Genomic DNA, 18,404 nt, shown 5'->3' on the forward strand with positions numbered 1-18,404 from the left:
TACGACAGTCCAATCCAACCGTTGTAAAACGGCTTGGTTGGGCTGTTTTTATAAAGCAAAAAAATTCCGCACTAGCCTTAGTTGGCCGGTACGGGATTTTTTGTTTTTAAACTTTAGAAAGCATTTCCATCGTGTTCTTTATTTCCTTAACGCTCAAAATATCTGATACATTTCTCCTAATAGTGTCAATGTCATTGAAAGAGTTATGAACAGCAGTATTTACATCAGCATTCGCCATTTGTTCTTTTGTTACTGAAGCATTTAAGTTGAAAGCAGGCATGTCTGCACGTTTCATCATAATATTCCTCCCTTATTGGATACTATACTACATTTATTGGGTGTTTTGATATATAAGTGACTGTGAATAACTAAATTCACCATATTTTAGAGCATCTGACATATTAGTATAGCTGAGCGATACATGAGCATTAATAAAATTCTCAACTTGTTTTTGGTTCCATTCATTATTAGCGATACGCAATGAAATGTCATACAGTGAATTAGCGTCTACTACATCAAAAGTGTAAAAGTTACCAGCTAAAAAGTATATGGCGGAGAGCATTGCAGTGCGCTTGTTTCCATTGTTAAAAAATTGATTGGATGCTATTTTATACCACAATGCTGCTGCTTTAGATGTTACTGTTGGGTATGGCTCAAATGATCCAAAGCCTCCAAATAGAGAATTATTAACTCTATCCAGGCCATAAAAATCTTTAATTCCGTATACACTTTCTTCTCTAAACATCTGTTCTGCCTGTTTGTTTGCTTCCCCAAAAGCTTTTTCAGACATCTTTTGAGGTTCTATCATTCTAACACCAAAATGTCCAACTTGTTCTTTTTGGTAGTAAACATCTAAAGCGTATAGAGTCCCATCTTTACGAAGTTTTCTCAATTGCAGGTTTCTATCGGCTTTTTTGACTTTTGTTAAATTATCTTTAGCAAACATTCTTTTAAATTGATTAATTTGCTTCTTAGAATTACCAGAGCAAATCAGAAAGCCATCAAATCTTTCTGAGTTATTCACAGGAGCCCTCCTTATAGAATAGTTGATTTATTAATACTCCTTAAAAGAGTAGCCGTAAAATTCAAATTATTCAATACCTAATGTAGTGAATCTTTAAAACTAGAATTATTGTAGAAAAACGAAGGCGTTGAATCTTAAGTTTAGTACTAGATTGTGTTTCACAACGTCTGTAAATAATTGTTCAAAAATCAAAAGGCGGAACAACACGTCAACGTGCCTTTAACGGCAACATGTGGCGACCCCGTTTGAAAACTTTTAGCAGTACTGTTGCAGTCATTTTAGATGGCTCAACGGTGCTGTTTTTTTTATGTACGCAGAAATAGGTGGTCGAAAATGTTACACAGTGTTGTCTGGATTTAGGGGAAGCACCAGTTCACCGAACGATCTTAATTTTATGGTGAATGTCAATGGTGTTAAGGCTAAGTCACACAAATTGCCCGGTTGATCACGATCAACAATTCGCAACTACCGACAAAATTTTAGAATGTGGTATGGTGGAATAGTAATGATTTAGGTTGATTAAATGAGAGGAGTAACTTGGGATGCAACCAACTTTCAAGCATGGCTTTATTGAAATTAAGGATGCAACACAAAATAACTTACAACACGTGACGTTGCGGGTGCCAAAATACGAAACAACGGTATTTGTGGGTTTATCGGGTTCTGGTAAGTCTTCGCTAGTCTTTGATACGATTGCGGCGGCGTCACGGCGTGAATTGAATGAAACGTTTCCGAGTTTTACGCAACAGTATTTACCCAAATATGGGCAGCCACATGTTGGAGATATTGAGCATTTACCGGTTGCCATCGTCATCGAGCAGCAACGGTTGGGGAAAAATGCCCGCTCAACATTAGCGACATATACGGGGATCTATTCACTGATGCGCCTGTTGTTTTCTCGGATTGGGAAGCCATTTATTGGTTATTCCGATACGTTTTCATTCAACTTACCACAGGGGATGTGCCCAACCTGTCAGGGACTCGGTTATGTTGATGATATTGACGAACAGAAATTGATTGATCCAAATAAGTCATTAAATCAAGGGGCCATTACCTTTGTAAGCTTTGGACCAGATACTTGGCGTTGGCGGCGATATGCAACTAGTGGGTTATTTGATGATGACAAGCCGATTAAGGACTATACCACCGAGGAATATGAGCTGTTGATGCATGCACCCCAACAAAAATTAGCTCATCCAGGTGAAGGCTTTCCGCATACCGCACTGTATGAAGGCGTGGTGCCACGCATACGCCGGTCAATTATTGGCAAAAAAGAAGCGGAACATCATCGTGAAGCGATTGCGGAGATTGTGACACGCAAGCCTTGCCCCGCTTGTCACGGAACACGTTTGAAGCCAGAAGTGTTAACCAATCATATTCAGGGCAAAAATATTGCGGACGTTACCGCCATGGATTTGCAACATGTGCTGGCGTTTTTAAATCAGATCACCGAAGTGTTGGCAACTGATGTGGTTCGGGAATTGAGCACCAAGATTCAATCATTGGTTGATATCGGGCTGGGTTATTTGACCCTTGATCGAGGGACTAGTTCATTATCAGGTGGGGAAGCCCAACGAATCAAGATTGCGAAGTATTTGACCAGCGCGTTGGTCGATATGGTCTACATTTTGGACGAACCCAGTGTCGGCTTACATCCGCATGACATCCAGTTGGTCAAACAAGCTTTAACACGGTTGAAGGCAAAAGGAAACACGATTTTAGTTGTCGAACATAATCCGGCGATGATTGATTTTGCGGACTATGTGGTCGAAATGGGGCCATTAGCCGGTCAAGACGGTGGTACCGTGACGTTTACAGGAACTTATCCAGAATTATTGGCGTCAACGTCATTGACCGGTAAATGGCTACGACAGCCCCATCATTGGGGGGCAGAACGACAACCAACGGGTCAGTTGAGTTTGCAACACGTGACGCAAAATAATTTAAAAGACGTGAGCGTCTCAATACCGCTGGGTGTGATGACGGTTATCTCAGGGGTGGCCGGCTCCGGTAAATCTTCACTAGTCACGGCATTGAAGTCTCAATTGCACGAGGCTTATATTGATTTAACACAAACCCCTGTTGGGATTAACATTCGTTCGACACCAGCGACTTATTTGGGGATTTTAGATGAGATTCGTAAGTTATTTAGTGCGGCAAATGAGCGTGTCGGGACAAGTCTATTTAGCTACAATGGCAAAGGGGCTTGTCCACGTTGTAAGGGGAAAGGCGTCACGATTACAAACATGGCGTTCATGGACCCAGTCGTGCAAACTTGTGAGCTTTGTCATGGCAAACGCTACAGCGAAGTAGCGCTACAGTATACGTATCGTTCTAAAAATATTGCTGAAGTGCTCCAATTATCAGTGAAAGCTGCGGCGGCCTTTTTCCAAGATACACCACAATTAGCCAAGAAGTTGGCTAACTTGGATCGCGTTGGTTTAGGCTATTTAACGCTGGCACAGCCATTGACCACGTTATCTGGTGGTGAATTGCAACGCCTGAAGTTAGCGGTCGAACTTGGTAAACAAGGTACGATCTATCTGTTAGATGAACCCACGGCTGGGCTACATTTGAAGGATACCGATCGCTTGTTGAAGTTATTTAATGAGTTGGTTGCGGCAGGCAACTCGTTGATCATCATCGAACATAACTTGGCGGTTATTGGACAAGCTGATTGGTTGATCGACGTGGGTCCGGATGCTGGCCGTTATGGTGGTCAGATCCAATACAGTGGGACACCGCGGGGCTCAATCAAGGTACCAAAGTCGCGAACAGGTGTGGCACTGAAAGCTTGGATCAACGAAAACTAAACTGTACTGAAAACTAAAAATGCTCGACTTCGATCAATTGTTAATCGAAGTCGAGCATTTTTTAGTTGATAAAGCGTTAGTGCTTGCTGTGCCACCATTTTGAAATAACGGCGACAGCTAGTCCGAGCCAACTGGCAAACGCGATGAAAAGACTCGCGAAAAACCATTTAGAGGGTTGATAACCGATGCTGACGGTATGTTTTCCGGCAGCTAACTCGGTTTGAACGGTGCCACGGAAGCTAGTTTGCAATGGTTGAGCCTGACCGTCTACGTGTAATGTCGTCTGGTGGTAGCGTACGACCGGAAAATCAAGCACACTGTGTTTGGCGAGCTTAATCTGATAAGTGATCTGGTTAGGCGCGCTCACTTTTCGTAGCTTGATGGCGTGATGGTTCAGATAAGTCTGGTTGTTAATGATCGACTCAGAATGTGCCAAACTTTTTTGCGGAAAGTAATCCGTTTCGCCCCACTTGACGCGATAGGCGAATTGATTGGCATAATTTTGATTACGCAGCAAAAATGGTTCTGGTAAGGTGGCCCCCACAGTTTTTGGTTGTGGTAATGCCGTCAGCTGAGCGCCGGTCTGGTTGCGAGTGATGGTTGTTGCAACTTCGCCAAAATATAAGCCACCACTGACGATGAGGATGAGTCCCAAGCCAATGATTGGCTTAGTGTTAAGCGAGGTTTTGGTTAAGCCAATCTGTGCCAGTTTGGCGAAAGCTACAGCCAGAAATAGGCCGGCAAAGCTGAGGTAACGGTAAGGCATTTGCACCACTGCTAGGAAAGTGTGACTCAGCAATGTCCATGGGAAAATAGCAGTCGAAACTAATAGTAATAAGCCACCAATCATCGTCGCAAGTTGGTAACGATGATTGTCACCAGCGAGTTTTGAATAGAAAATAATTGGCACCAATAATAGGATGCCGATACCTGGCGTTAATTGATTGCCTAACGAATTCAATACCACGTCATTTAACGGGAGGAGAAAAGCGATACCTTGTGACACGGTGGCCACGGATTGCCCAATGAAGTCGGTGAAAAAAGGGATGATAATTGGTAGCGTTAAGCCAATTGTGAGTCCAATACTTTTGAGTAAAGCAATCCATTGTGGCTTGGTAAAATGACGAGTGTAAATGAGCACCGCTAGTAGCAATACGGTCATAATTTCGGTCGCTAAGATTGCAGTCAAGAGATGCGTGTAGAGGATCAACGTCATACCTAGTGATAATAGCGGCCAATCAGTGAGCTTTCCCTTCAAAAGTTGATAAAAGCCCAGAAAGACTAACGGTAAAAAGAGGGTGGCAACGAACTCGGCCAAGGTAAAGACGCCCAGTCCTAGCATCAACCGGTAAGGTAATAAATTATAGACTAAACTAAAAATAAGCGCCTGTTGACGGCGATGGGTGAGCCGATAGCAACAAAAGAAACTGATCGTTAAGCCGGCCCAAATGAGTAGTCCTAACCACAGAAAAAAGGCGGTCAGTGGCGCGGCAATAAATCGGAGACCTGCCCACAGGTAGAGTAGTGGCGTGGGATAGAATAGAAAAGTCCCGGAACCAGTCCCTTGAAAAGTCTGAGACGCAATTGTGGTTAACCACTGACCGGCTTTTAAATTAAGAAAGATTTCCTCTACACGTGACGCATGAAAGGACCAATCACTAAGCACCACTAATTGATGTGGCCGCCAAAATGGATAAAGCATGATGAAGACGATCAGCAGGAATAGCCCACTGTAAGCCAAGTTAAGTGCAATATTTTTTTTGCGCATGAGTAACCCCCCAAAGTGACTCGTGATTAAAGATTTAACAGGTGATAAAGCCCCGACCAAGAGTGAGACAAGCAACTGTTGGTCGGGGCTTTACGATAAAAATGATCTTATTTAGCGACGCGACTGGTCCCGTCATTGTAGTTCAATGTCATACCAGCTTGGACATTGAAAATATAAATATTGAAACTGACAGCATCACTGCCAACGGATTGACCCCGCATTTGGACCCCACGGGCTAATAATTCGTTGTCCTTGAAAACAGGGGTCACTTGATAGCGGACATAATTTTTAGGATTTGCTTTTAAATAATCTGCGACTTGATTTTCATAAGTGACCATCTCAGGAGCGTTGAGTGAACGAGTCCCTGTCATGAGATTTTTAGGATTATTGTTTTGGCCGGTGAGTTGGTAACCGATCAAATGACTCCGGTTATATAACCACCCGCTAGCAAGCTGTTTGTTTCGCCAGCCTGTTGGATTGACATTGAGCGCTTCTCGTTTAGCCTTGGGCATCAGAGATTGCGACAACAGGGCATTTGCGGCTGTGACGCGGTTCAATTGATCTAAATTACCGTAGCGTTGCCAAGTCCCATGATCCGTGGCTAAGTCAGCTGAACTAAAGGCCGGATGATTGTGATTGATCACAATCGTTTGCTGACCAGTATAAGCCATGTTGGCTAAACTAGTCGCACTAGGACTCTCGCCAATTTTAACACTGGTGGTTGCAGTTTCTTTAGTGGCGCCGGCCTGTTGGTTTTTAGCTTTAGTTTGATCGATCTTTGACTTTTCTTTGGCTAAGTCGGCAGTTTCAGTTTTTAAACTACTAGCGGAACTCGAGTTAGCCTTCTGTAGTGCTAGTAACTTTCGATCATTTTTAACCGTGATCGCACGGACTTTTTTGACTGTTTCAACTTTGACTTTCGGTTCCGGCGTGGCATTGGCGGTGCTAGTATTCCCAATCAAACCAATGCTAACAAATAGTCCTACGATGATGGGCCAACCATATTTGAGCAGTTGTTTTCCCCGATAGTTTTTGCGGACGATTAAGTGCCAGCCCCAGTAACCAAGTCCAGCCAGTAAAATTAGGCCACTGATGCTACTCCCAAGTAGGATCAGACTGATTAAAAGGGGGATTGCAGTCGGCCACGCATGACGTCGCCATTGTTTACCTTGATAATGTTTATTTCGGGTGAGATGCCAAGCCCAATAAAAGCTGGCGATAAAAATGATTAGGCCTAGAAATGTTTTCATAATTGTTTTCCTCCAAAGTGTTTAACGCATTGATTTCCGATAACCTGCCGCTTGGGCGTCCGCCTCTGAATTGAAGTAAACGACATTTTTACCGGACATATGATAATTATGCTGGGTTTCAACGTGATAAATTTTGGAACGGCTGTTACCAACAACGCGACCATTTTGGGCCGTATCGGTATTACCAGAAAAGTTATTAGCATGATTAGTTGTGTTCGCGGCACTGCTAGTTTGTGTCGAAGCAGCAGACTCTGAAGCGGCCTTAGCCGAACTCGAGGCGGCTTTAGTTGAGCTAGCAGCGGCCTTTTCAGCGGCACTCGCGGCTGAAGCTTGAGCAGCGGCTTGTTTAGTGGATGATTCGGCAGCTTCCCGAACCGCTTTTTCTGAAGCGGCTTTGGCGGTCTGACGACTTTCAGCTAACTCACTCGCTTGCGAGCTAGCTTCGGTTTCGGCTTTGACTAATGTCGTGGATTCTTCGCGCAGCTTTTTAGCGGATGCCGCAATGGCTTGACTTTCCGCTTTAGCCGCGGACCAAGCGTCTTGATTGGCCTTAGTGCGATGATCAACGTAACTGATCTGATGCTTAGTGATAGTCTTCGGTGCGGATGTCTTGGTCGACCCACAGCCGCTGAGCAAGGTTAATCCGAGCACGGCTAGTAGGGTAGCTCTTTTGAAATACATTTGGTTCCCCTCCAATAGTTAATACTTAAATTATACAAGAGTGGAAACCGAATGGTAAAGCCCAATTACGGGTGATTTGCTAAATAATCACTGTGATTGAAATTAGGCTTTAATGATAGGACTTATTAGAATTTTCAGAGTGTTCGCCAGTTGACTAAAATTAGGGCGCAGATTTGGGCGTCTTTTACGGAAGTAATCAATGAATGATAATTAAGTGAAGTAAGCTGAGACCGTGGGTGGTTGTATAAATGGTTAAAGCTTGCGATAATAGGAACAACTAGATTATTGGGGGAATGATTTTTGAAAGCAACGTTACAAAAATTGGGGGCTGTGCTGAATAAGCGAATGGGACTGATCAAAGCACTCTTTATTTTTTCAGTGTTACTATTCGTGATTACAGAGGTCGGCAAAATTGCGAAAGAGGTCAGTGGTGCGCAATTGGGCACCGCCTTAGCGTCGCAATCTTGGTGGCATTTATTAAGCATGGTCATTATTGGTATTGTTGCTGTGACGCCAATGCTCACCTATGATGTTATGATTACAAAATTTTTACCCAATCATTATTCACGAGCTTATATTTTAAAAGCCGGTTGGATTACGAATACTTTTACGAACATTGGTGGCTTTGGTGGCGTTTTGGGGGCCTCGTTGCGGGCTAATTTTTACAATAAGGCAGCTAGTAAGAAACAGATCGTCTTTGCTATTTCTAAAATTGCGCTATTTTTAGTTTCTGGGTTATCGCTGTATTGCATGATTTCATTGATTTTAGTTTACGGCTTCCGTATTGGCGGCGTTTACGATAGTTATTGGATCTGGTTAGTCGGTGGTGCGCTGTATTTTCCGGCCATCTTTATTTTTACACGTGTCAATGATTCTGAATTTTTTAAAGGGTTAACGATGGGGAACGTGGTCCGCTTACTAAGTGGGTCATTTGGCGAATGGACCGGCTGTGTGCTGTTCTTCCTCTTAATTGGGAACTTCATGCAGTTACCGATTGATTTCGCTGCCGTAGTGCCATTATTTGTGATCGCTTCGGTCGTCGGGGAAGTTTCGATGGTGCCAGGTGGGATTGGGTCCTTCGATGTGTTCATGATCTTTGGCCTCGGTGCTGTCGGGGTTTCGCGGCCGGATGCGGTCGCTTGGTTGCTCTTCTATCGGTTATTTTACTATATTATCCCGTTTGCCATCGGGCTGACCTTATTCGTCCATGATACGGGGCATCGACTCAATGTTCGGTTGGAAGGCTTACCGAAAGTGGCGCTACAACGGGTTGCTCAGATTGCCTTGACGCTATTCTTATATTTATCTGGATTTATGATGTTATTAATGTCGACGGTCCCTAATTTTGCGTACAATAACAAGCTTTTTCTGCAAGTTTATCCGTTTACGTTCTTTTTCATTAATCAAGCCAGCAGTATTTTGATGGCGTTTCTCTTGATTGGGGCAGCCTTAGGGACTGCTGGTCGGGTTAAAAGGGTGTTTTGGCCAACGGTCGTGATTTTACTGGTAGCCATCCTAAACACCATTCGTTGGCTAGTCGTCTATGATGCGATTTCGATGAAATTTATTATCTTCTTAGTCATCATTTTAGCGTTGGTGGCATTATCCAAGCATGCCTATTATCGTGAACGGTTGGCTTTTTCTTGGGGACAAACGCTCTGGGTCGCCTGTGTGTATGTGGTTACTTTTGTGCTGTATACGATTGTGGGTGTCTATAATGCGCCACAAATTCATCATCGTCACGCGGTTCCGGAAGCGTTATTCTTCCCATCACAAAAATTATGGTTATTTGGGATCATTGGGTTGGTCTTGGCAGCCTTAATCTTAATTGCGATGTATGGGTACTTGGCGCGTGGTCATAATGCGCGTTTAGGCCTTAAATTAGATGCGGCTCGTATGAAAAAATTGATTGCGACTTTTGGTGGGAATGAAATCTCTCATTTGGCCTTTTTGAATGACAAGTTGGTTTATTACTATCAAGTCGATGGTGTCGATCAGTTAGCTTTCCTGTATCAACAGAAGGCTGACAAGCTAATTTTAATGGGTGAGCCGTTTGGTAACCAGGACTATCTTCAACCGGCCTTAGAACAGCTGATGGACGATGCTGACAGCGATGGCTGTTCACTCGTATTTTATGAAATTAATGAAACGCTCACGATGCGTCTGCACGAAATGGGCTTTGACTTTATCAAGACTGGTGAAGAAGGCCATGTTAAGTTGGCCGACTTTAGTTTGGCCGGCAAACGGCTTCGTGGTGAGCGCGCCTTGATGAACAAGTTTACCCGTGATCACTATACGTTTAAAGTGCTGCAACCACCATTTTCTGAGGACACCATGGCGGCATTACGAGCCGTCTCGGACAGTTGGCTGCAGGGTGAAACTGAAAAGGGCTTCTCATTGGGGTTCTTTGATGAGACTTATTTGAATCAGGCACCCGTTGCAGTAGTTTATAACGCTGAAGATCAATTGGTGGCATTTGCGAATCTGATGCCGCAAGGGAATGATCAAGTTGCTTCAATTGATTTGATGCGTTCCAGTTCGGATGCGCCATCCGGCATTATGGATACGGTGTTTGTTCATTTATTTGAAGATGCGCGGAATCAAGGCTATGTCTCGTTCAACATGGGGATGGCCCCGCTGGCTGGTGTGGGAGTCTCTCGCTACAGCTTTATCCAGGAAAAAATAGCCCATTTAATTTATGAATATGGCTATCAGTTATACGGATTTCAGGGATTACGGTCATATAAGGAAAAGTATGTGACTGATTGGGCGCCTAAATATATTGCTTATCGTAAGCGGAATTCACTGATCTTTACGATTCTACAGCTATTACAAGTTGTCAATACCCGGAGCAAAAAGCATGGTGGTCAGCACAATTTTTTGATTCCCAAGTGGGTACAAAATATGAATCACCATTAAAAGCAAAATAGTAGCTAAAAAAAACGATTAATGACCACTCGAACTTTTGAGTGATTATTAATCGTTTTTTAGACTCATGTATTACAGCTAGCCTATATTGCTTAACTTGCCGCTCCAGTTGGTCTGGATCGATGCTGGAACGTGGTGGCCATGTTGTGAGTCAAAGTAGTGCGGTCTCACAAGCTAAGCTTTCTCTCATCTGTACTAGATTATCAATAGGGGCAATCGTTATTTGACGTCGGAGGCGGACAATTAATGAGCTATTTTAAATACGAACGCTACAAGAAATCAGTCAAATAGCGCTCCAATTTCTTTGGCGTTAGTTAGTGTACTTAGGTGGTAACACGTGCTTAAAGGTATCAAAGCCAGTAAAGATCTCATTTAAATCGTGCCCGTTGATGAACAGATCCAGATTCTCTTTAGGCGCGAAGCCGTATTTAGTAGCTGTCTGCATCATGGTCACCATTGGGTCATAGAAGCCATCGATGTTATATAGGGCAATGGGTTTTTGATGAATATCCATTTGGCTCCAAGAGAGCATCTGGATGAATTCTTCAAAAGTCCCAAAGCCACCAGGCAATACGATGAAGGCATCTGCGAGATGCAACATCTTTTCTTTACGTTCACTCATGGTTTTGGTTTCAACAAAAGTCGTAACGGTTTTTAAGGCGAGGCCACGTTCAACTAAGAAATGGGGAATGATCCCAATCACACGACCCTTTGCGTCCAAGGTAGCTTGTGCAACATCGGCCATTAAACCGTGATTACCGCCGCCATAGATGAGTTGATAGTCGTGGGCTGCCAAATAACGACCGAGTTCAGCCGTCTTGTTAGCAAATTTTGGATCTAAGCCCGAATTAGAGCCACAAAAAACACAAACATTATGAATTGTCATAAATGTCACCTTTCTAGTTGTCAGGATTAAACTGCTCTTTAGAGCCATTTTGGAATCAAAAAAGTGGCCGATTCATCACTGAACCGGCCACTAAAAAGGCACTTAATTAATCGTCAGGTTCGCCAATATCATAATCGGTATCCTGCATGGCCTCAACTTGACCTAAACGATAACCATTCCCAACTTGTGAGAAGAAGTCATGGTTTGAAGTCCCCGTTGAGATCCCATTCATTACGACTGGATTAACATCTTCGGCCGTATCTGGGAAGAGGGCGTCTTGACCTAAATTCATCAAGGCCTTGTTCGCATTGTAACGACTAAAGGTTAAGACTTCGTCAGACCAGCCAACTTGATCGTAAACTAAATGAACATAGTTTTCTTCGTTTTCATATAATTTGTATAAGAAATCGAACATCCAGTCCTTAAATTCAGCCTGTTCCTTGTCAGACCGATCTTTAAAGCCTAATTGGAATTTATAGCCAATATACGTGCCATGGACACTTTCGTCCCGTAAAATCAATTTGATGATTTCAGCGACGTTTGGTAATTGGTTATGACCCAAGTAGTAGAGTGGCGTGTAAAAACCAGAGTAGAATAAAAAGGTTTCCAAGAAGACGTTAGCAACTTTTTGCTTCAAAGGATCTTCATCAAAATTATCATATAATTTGTAGATCCATTTAGCTTTATTTTGCAAGTATTCTTCGCTGTCACTCCAGTCGAAGATTTCATTGATTTCATCGGGAGTATTCAACGTTTCAAAAATCGTTGAGTAACTCTTGGCATGAACGGATTCCATAAATTGGATGTTATTTAAAACAGCCGTTTCATGTGGGGTAACGACGTGCCGCCGTAAAGATTGTAGGCCATCTTGCGATTGAAGGGTATCTAGTAAAGTCAACCCACCAAAGACGTGTCCCACGACCCAACGATGATCATCATCTAAATTACGCCAGTCCGCCATATCATTGGAAACGGGGATTCGAGTATCTAACCAAAATTGTTCGGTTAATTTTTCCCAAGTACTTTTATCGATTGCATCTGAAACGTGATCCCAGTTAATTGCTTTATAGTTGCCGTTACTGAGAAGTTTTTGGTAATAAGCCAAGTCTGTTGCCATAGCCAGTGTCCTCCTAGAGATCTAATGTTCTAAATTACGCAGCTTTCACATTCATTGACGCCAACTTCACCGTCGTCATCCGTAAAGGTCCGGATGTAATAGATCGACTTGATCCCTTTCCGGTAAGCATAGTTCCGGAGAATGTTTAAGTCTCGAGTCGTCATCTTGTCTGTGCGGCCGTCTTTCCATTCATATAAGCCAGCAGGAATCGTGGAACGCATGAAGAGGGTTAAGCTCATCCCTTGATCCACATGCTGTTGTGCGGCGGCGTAAACATCGATGACTTTACGCATATCTGTATCATAAGCTGACTTATAATAGTTAATTGTATCATTAGATAGGTAAGGAGCGGGATAATAAATCTTACCTATTTTCTTTTCTTGACGTTCTTCGACCCGATTGATGATCGGATGCAAGCTAGCGGTCGTGTCATTGATGTATGAAATCGACCCGTTTGGTGCGACAGCCATCCGGTTTTGGTGGTATAACCCATCCCGCATGACATCAGCTTTTAGCGCGGCCCAGTCGGCTTGACTTGGAATAAAGATATCTTTGAAAAGTTCTTGGGTCTTCGCAAACTTTGGTTGCCAAGCTTGTTCGGTATATTTGTCAAAATAAGAGCCATCCGCGTATTTTGATTTTTCAAAATTAACGAAAGTGGTTTGACGTTCACGAGCAATTTCGTTAGATGCTTTGAGCGTCCAGTAATTTAAGAGCAAGAAGTAAATGTTAGTAAAATCAACGGCTTCTTTACAGCCATAGGTCATTTGGTTTTTGGCAAAGAAAGCGTGTAAGCCCATTGCACCCAAACCAATCGTATGAGCCTGATGATTCCCTTTTTGAATAGAAGGGACCACATCAACGTTTGAGTTATCCGTAACGAAGGTGAGGGCGCGGACCATTGCTTCGACCGAATGACCAAAGTTTGGCGAGTGCATCAAGTTGACAATATTAGTAGAACCGAGGTTACAGCTAATATCCGTCCCCATCTTTTCGTATTCTTGTTGATCATTGATCAATGAAGGGGTTTGGACTTGCATGACTTCAGAACAAAGGTTACTCATGACGATTTTGCCATCAATCGGATTGTCACGATTGGCGGTATCGACGTTAACGACGTAAGGATAACCAGATTCTTGTTGCAATTTACTGATTTCATTTTCCAAATCACGAGCTTTGATCTTCGTTTTCTTGATGTTAGGGTTCTTGACCATGTTGTCATATTCTTTAGTGATATCAACATAGGAGAAGGGTTCGCCATATTCGCGTTCAACACCATAAGGGCTGAAGAGGTACATATCGGCATCTTCCTTGATGAGTTCATAGAACTTATCTGGAACGGTGACACCTAACGATAACGTTTTTAGACGAATTTTTTCATCGGCGTTTTCTTTTTTAGCAGACAAGAAGGCAATAATGTCTGGATGGAAGACGCTCAAATAAACGACTCCGGCTCCTTGACGTTGGCCTAATTGATTGGAGTAAGAAAAACTATCCTCCAATAATTTCATGACTGGGACGACTCCACTGGCAGCACCGTCGATATGCTTGATAGGATCACCGGCACCCCGTAAATTGCTGAGATTGATCCCAACGCCACCACCAATTCGAGAAAGTTGTAGGGCCGAGTTGATCGTCCGACCAATGGAATTCATGTCATCCGTCGATTGAATCAAGAAACATGATATTAATTCACCACGACGCGCACGACCGGCATTCAGAAAACTAGGCGTGGCTGGTTGATAGCGTTGATGGATCATTTCATCGGCTAAATCTAGCGCCAACTTTTCATCGCCATCCGCAAAATAAAGAGCGTTCATCGCGACACGATCAATATAGTTTTCCAGATAATAATCGCCATTATCGGTTTTTAACGCATATTGAGCATAAAATTTATAAGCAGCCATGAAAGTTTTAAAATGGAAATCTTGTGATTTGAGATAATCGTAGACTTTTTCAATAAAGCTGAAGTCGTATTTTTCAACAAAACCTTCTTCGAGATAATCGTGGTCAAGCAAATAATCAAAACGAGCCTTTAAGTTGTCAAAACGTTTCGTGTTGGGGCGAACATTCTGATCGAGAAAAGCTGCCAAGGCTTCTTGGTCTTTGTTCAGCGGAATCTGATTATCAACCGGAATATTAATTTCGTTGTTCAAATCGTAATACGTGACGTCTTTTAAATTTTTTAGGGTCATGAGTACTCCTCTTTCTATCTAGTTTGAAAGTTGTGGTTAAAATGGACGACCCACAATCAGTAGAGTCCTATTGATTGTGGGTCGCATATAAATAAGTGCTGAATCGCAACTATGTAGCCACGCAAAAAAGCGCGGTGGTGCTATACAGCGAGCTGCTTTAAAGCATCGGGGCGGAAACCAGCAATACTGCTTTCGCCATTGATTTCGACAACGGGAACCGCTTGGAAACCTTGATCCTTTAAGTAGTCAACATATTCAGGATTGATGTTGATGTTCTTTTCTTCAAAGGCAATGTTGTGGGCAGCCAAAAACTTCTTGGTCATCTTGCATTGCATACAATTGTTTTTCGTAAATACCGTTACTTTTTTCATAGTTAATCACCCTTAATTCGTTTTAATCGATAAATTTAGTATACAACAAGATAGGGAAAATACAATCAAAAAACACAACATCTTGTGGACGAAGCAAGTCCAAAATACAAGATGTTGTGTTAGCGACGGCCTTTAACCGTAAATAAAGTTTTTTAAATTAATTGTCGTTATTTATCAGAATCAGTTATCATAGAACTAGCCTACAAATTCAGAGGAAAATAAATATGACCAACTATTATTATACACACAATCCAGACGTTGTGCATGACGAAAAGCAATGGAATTTTGAAATTTTTAATCATGACTTTAAATTTACCACGGATAACGGGGTTTTCTCCAAACGAACTTTAGATTATGGGTCACGGACCCTATTAGCTGCCTTTGAGCCAACTAACTTGCCGGCCGGTGCAATCTTAGATTTAGGAACCGGCTACGGTCCCATTGGCATGGCGTTGGCTTACCAGTCACCGGAACGAACGGTCGATATGGTGGATGTCAATGAATTGGCATTGAGTTTGGCACGCAAGAATACCGCGTTAAATCAAATTACGAACGTTAATATTTTTACTTCAGATTGTTATGATCAAGTGACCACGACGGACTATGCGGCCATTGTGACTAATCCCCCCGTTCGCGCCGGTAAAGCAGTCGTGGACGCAATGCTGACGGGTGCCATCGACCATTTGGCAGCTCAGGGCACGTTAACGGTCGTGCTGCAAAAGAAGCAAGGGGCACCGTCTGCTAAAAAATTGATGACGGCAACTTTTGGTAATTGTACTATTATTAAGAAGGATAAAGGCTACTATATTTTGCAAAGTATCAAGGAGGGATAATTTGAAAGCGACCGAATCGGAAAAATGGATGCTCGAAGCCTTGCATGAAGCTCGGATGGCTAGCTTGATCGGCGAAGTACCGATTGGCGCCGTTATTGTCCATGAAGGTGAGATTATTGGACGCGGACACAATTTACGGGAGCATGGTCAAGATGCCACATTGCATGCCGAAATTGTTGCGATTCAAGAAGCCTGCGAATACTTGCATAGTTGGCGGCTAGAAGATTGCCAAATGTATGTGACCCTTGAGCCTTGTATCATGTGTTGTGGTGCCATCATTAACGCACGCATCCCAACGCTCTATTATGGGGCACGTGATCCCAAAGCTGGGGCCGTTGGTAGTCTGTATGAATTATTAAGTGACGATCGGTTGAACCATCAAGTCGAGGTTCATGAACGACTTTTGGCACGGCCAGCTGGCGAAATGTTAGAAAACTTTTTCCGCGATATTCGTAAGCGGAAAAAGGCTGAGAAAAAAGCGAAGCGGGCCGCTGCCGAAAAAAATTAGGCGGATGGCTAGCATTCTCTGAATAAATCATGTATTATAGTATTTGCCGCAAGGCCTTAAGGCAAGGGTGGATTTACGAATCGTGTCAGGTCCGGAAGGAAGCAGCACTAAGTTTGCTTCATCTTGTGCCTTTTGTTTTTATGAAATGTAACAGCTCTTAGCCATTCGGTTGAGAGCTTTTTATTTAATTAAATGTTAGTCATTAAAATAAGTGCCACGACGGCCTGCGCCACAGCGAACGTGCTGGTCCACGGAGACAGTCTTTTAACTTAAAAACAGTTTCATACATACTTCATTAGTCAATATAGAAAGGAAGATTCGCATGTATCGGGCATTATATCGGGTTTGGCGACCCCAACGTTTTGATGAGATTGTCGGGCAACAGATGATTACACAGACCTTGAAAAATGCCATCATGACCCATCAAACGAGTCATGCGTATTTATTTACCGGTCCGCGGGGAACTGGGAAAACTTCCGCCGCTAAGATTTTCGCGAAAGCGATTAATTGTCATCATTTAGTTGATGGGGAACCTTGTAATAACTGTGAAAGTTGCCAGGCCATTACGAAAGGCCAAATGAACGATGTCATCGAAATTGATGCGGCTTCCAATAATGGGGTCGAAGAAATTCGGGATATCCGAGATAAAGCCAAGTATGCGCCAACGCAGGCTGATTACAAAGTTTATATTATTGACGAAGTCCATATGCTATCTACCGGTGCGTTTAATGCACTATTAAAGACGCTAGAAGAACCACCGGCTAACGTTATTTTTATTTTAGCGACGACTGAGCCACATAAGATTCCGTTGACTATTATTTCGCGAACGCAACGTTTTGATTTTCGTCGGATTACGGCCAAAGATAGTTATGAACGTATGGTTTACATTTTGCAGCAGAAAAAGGTCGATTATGATGAAAAAGCACTGCGGGTCATTGCTCAAGCGGCAGAAGGCGGGATGCGGGATGCGTTAAGCATTTTGGATCAAGTCATCTCCTTTGGGGACAATACGGTTACCTTAGATGATGCGTTGATGGTGACTGGTAGCGTCACTAAAAAGTTGTTGGCCGATTACGTTGAAGAGGTGACGAGCCATGTCACTAAGCCGGCGTTAGAGACGATGCGGCAAATTTTACAAGAAGGTAAAGATGCTAACCGATTTATCGAAGATTTGATTAGCTACACACGTGATGTGTTACTCTATCAACAAGCCCCAGAAATGGTCGACAGTGTTGCCATGGGCGAAGATGATCAACGGTTTGCTGATTTTGCCAAGCAGATTGATGCGGAAGTTTTGTATCAAATGATTAAAACGTTAAATGACGTTCAGCAACAGATGCGCTTCACGACGCATCCGGACGTTTACTTGGAAGTTTTGACGGTGAAATTAGCTCAGCTAGAAGCGCCGAAGCCAGTTGCCGCAGCGACTGCTGCCACTGATCCTGCCGACCCAACGATTCAAAAACTGGCTAGCAAGGTTGATCAGATGCAAAGTGAATTGACCGCCTTAAAAGCGACTGGCGGTGGGACGACCGCGCCAAAACCAACGCGTGCACGACCAAATAGTGGTCCCGTAGTCAAGAAGGTCAATGTGAGCCAAATCTATCCAATCTTGGGTGCGGCCACGAAAGATGATCTCTTGAAGGTTCGTGAGGTTTGGACGGACTTGATGAATATCTTGAGTGTGACACAACGGGCGTTGATGCACGTGGCCAAACCGGTCGCGGCCAGTGCTGCTGGGGTAGTCGTCGCTTTTGATTATGCCTTTTTATATCAAAAAGCTATTGATGATCAAGTGTTGATGGATGCGCTGGGTAACGGCTTGGACCGCTTAATGGGTCAAGCACCGAAGATCGTGTGTGTGCCCAAAGAACAGTGGCCACAAATTCGAAAAGATTATTTGGCAACGCACCAACCAGAAGGCACGGCGACCAAGCAGGCACCACAAAAGGCGCCGGTCGTGGATGAAGCTGAAAAACGATTCGGTGATTTAGTAGAAGTTAAACCAGATTAAATTTGAAGGGAACTGA

14 protein-coding genes and 1 other RNA gene are annotated in these 18,404 nt (G+C 43.3%); 6 read left to right on the forward strand and 9 right to left on the reverse strand.

Annotated elements, in window-relative coordinates:
- Positions 1–106: 106 nt before the first annotated feature.
- Together RA086_RS02540 and RA086_RS02545 are read right to left on the reverse strand one after the other, a co-directional pair.
- A complete protein-coding gene (locus RA086_RS02540; protein ID WP_308702351.1) occupies positions 107–298 on the reverse strand; it encodes a hypothetical protein in 192 nt (63 codons plus the stop codon).
- Between the two features lie 33 nt (positions 299–331).
- Entirely contained in the window at positions 332–1,024 is a 693-nt protein-coding gene (locus RA086_RS02545) for a type II toxin-antitoxin system death-on-curing family toxin (RefSeq protein WP_308702352.1), read from the reverse strand.
- A 542-nt stretch (positions 1,025–1,566) separates the two neighbouring features.
- Here RA086_RS02545 and RA086_RS02550 point away from each other — a divergent pair.
- Entirely contained in the window at positions 1,567–3,837 is a 2,271-nt protein-coding gene (locus RA086_RS02550; RefSeq protein ID WP_308702353.1) for an excinuclease ABC subunit UvrA, read from the forward strand.
- Between the two features lie 76 nt (positions 3,838–3,913).
- On the opposite strand, the gene RA086_RS02555 is transcribed toward RA086_RS02550, so the two are convergent.
- The 3 genes from RA086_RS02555 to RA086_RS02565 form a co-directional block, all read right to left on the reverse strand.
- Entirely contained in the window at positions 3,914–5,605 is a 1,692-nt protein-coding gene (locus RA086_RS02555) for a hypothetical protein (RefSeq protein ID WP_308702354.1), read from the reverse strand.
- Between the two features lie 107 nt (positions 5,606–5,712).
- Positions 5,713–6,717, reverse strand: a complete 1,005-nt coding sequence (locus tag RA086_RS02560) for a DNA/RNA non-specific endonuclease (RefSeq protein WP_407659081.1) — start codon at positions 6,715–6,717, stop codon at positions 5,713–5,715.
- A 159-nt stretch (positions 6,718–6,876) separates the two neighbouring features.
- Complete coding sequence (locus tag RA086_RS02565; protein WP_308702355.1) at positions 6,877–7,536, reverse strand: sunset domain-containing protein; 660 nt, start codon at positions 7,534–7,536, stop codon at positions 6,877–6,879.
- Positions 7,537–7,836: 300 nt separating this feature from the next.
- Between RA086_RS02565 and mprF the strand changes: the two genes are divergently transcribed.
- Positions 7,837–10,455 (forward strand): bifunctional lysylphosphatidylglycerol flippase/synthetase MprF, encoded by a 2,619-nt coding sequence (gene mprF / locus RA086_RS02570; protein WP_308702356.1) that lies wholly within the window; start codon positions 7,837–7,839, stop codon positions 10,453–10,455.
- 319 nt (positions 10,456–10,774) lie between these two features.
- Here mprF and RA086_RS02575 read toward each other — a convergent pair whose 3' ends face one another.
- The 4 genes from RA086_RS02575 to RA086_RS02590 form a co-directional block, all read right to left on the reverse strand.
- Positions 10,775–11,350: an LOG family protein gene (locus RA086_RS02575; protein WP_308702357.1), complete on the reverse strand. Its 576-nt coding sequence runs from the start codon at positions 11,348–11,350 to the stop codon at positions 10,775–10,777.
- A 106-nt stretch (positions 11,351–11,456) separates the two neighbouring features.
- On the reverse strand, positions 11,457–12,467 hold the full coding sequence (gene nrdF, locus RA086_RS02580; protein ID WP_308702358.1) for a class 1b ribonucleoside-diphosphate reductase subunit beta: 1,011 nt from the start codon (positions 12,465–12,467) through the stop codon (positions 11,457–11,459).
- Positions 12,468–12,496: 29 nt separating this feature from the next.
- Positions 12,497–14,662 carry a class 1b ribonucleoside-diphosphate reductase subunit alpha gene (gene nrdE, locus RA086_RS02585; protein WP_308702359.1) on the reverse strand — a complete coding sequence of 722 codons (2,166 nt, stop codon included), beginning with the start codon at positions 14,660–14,662 and terminating at the stop codon, positions 12,497–12,499.
- 140 nt (positions 14,663–14,802) lie between these two features.
- Positions 14,803–15,033 carry a redoxin NrdH gene (locus RA086_RS02590; RefSeq protein WP_308702360.1) on the reverse strand — a complete coding sequence of 77 codons (231 nt, stop codon included), beginning with the start codon at positions 15,031–15,033 and terminating at the stop codon, positions 14,803–14,805.
- A 224-nt stretch (positions 15,034–15,257) separates the two neighbouring features.
- Here RA086_RS02590 and RA086_RS02595 point away from each other — a divergent pair, with 224 nt between their 5' ends.
- The 4 genes from RA086_RS02595 (at position 15,258) to dnaX (ending at position 18,388) form a co-directional block, all read left to right on the forward strand.
- Positions 15,258–15,866: a class I SAM-dependent methyltransferase gene (locus tag RA086_RS02595; RefSeq protein WP_308702361.1), complete on the forward strand. Its 609-nt coding sequence runs from the start codon at positions 15,258–15,260 to the stop codon at positions 15,864–15,866.
- Between the two features lies 1 nt (position 15,867).
- Positions 15,868–16,374: a tRNA adenosine(34) deaminase TadA gene (gene tadA / locus RA086_RS02600; RefSeq protein WP_308702362.1), complete on the forward strand. Its 507-nt coding sequence runs from the start codon at positions 15,868–15,870 to the stop codon at positions 16,372–16,374.
- Positions 16,375–16,421: 47 nt separating this feature from the next.
- Positions 16,422–16,519, forward strand: an RNA gene (gene ffs / locus RA086_RS02605) — signal recognition particle sRNA small type.
- A gap of 177 nt (positions 16,520–16,696) precedes the next feature.
- Positions 16,697–18,388, forward strand: coding sequence for a DNA polymerase III subunit gamma/tau (dnaX, locus tag RA086_RS02610; protein ID WP_308702363.1), 1,692 nt, complete (start codon positions 16,697–16,699; stop codon positions 18,386–18,388).
- Positions 18,389–18,404 lie beyond the last annotated feature (16 nt).

Origin of the sequence: Lactiplantibacillus brownii (assembly GCF_031085375.1) — a bacterium.
In the GTDB taxonomy this organism is placed as follows: Bacteria; Bacillota; Bacilli; order Lactobacillales; family Lactobacillaceae; genus Lactiplantibacillus; species Lactiplantibacillus brownii.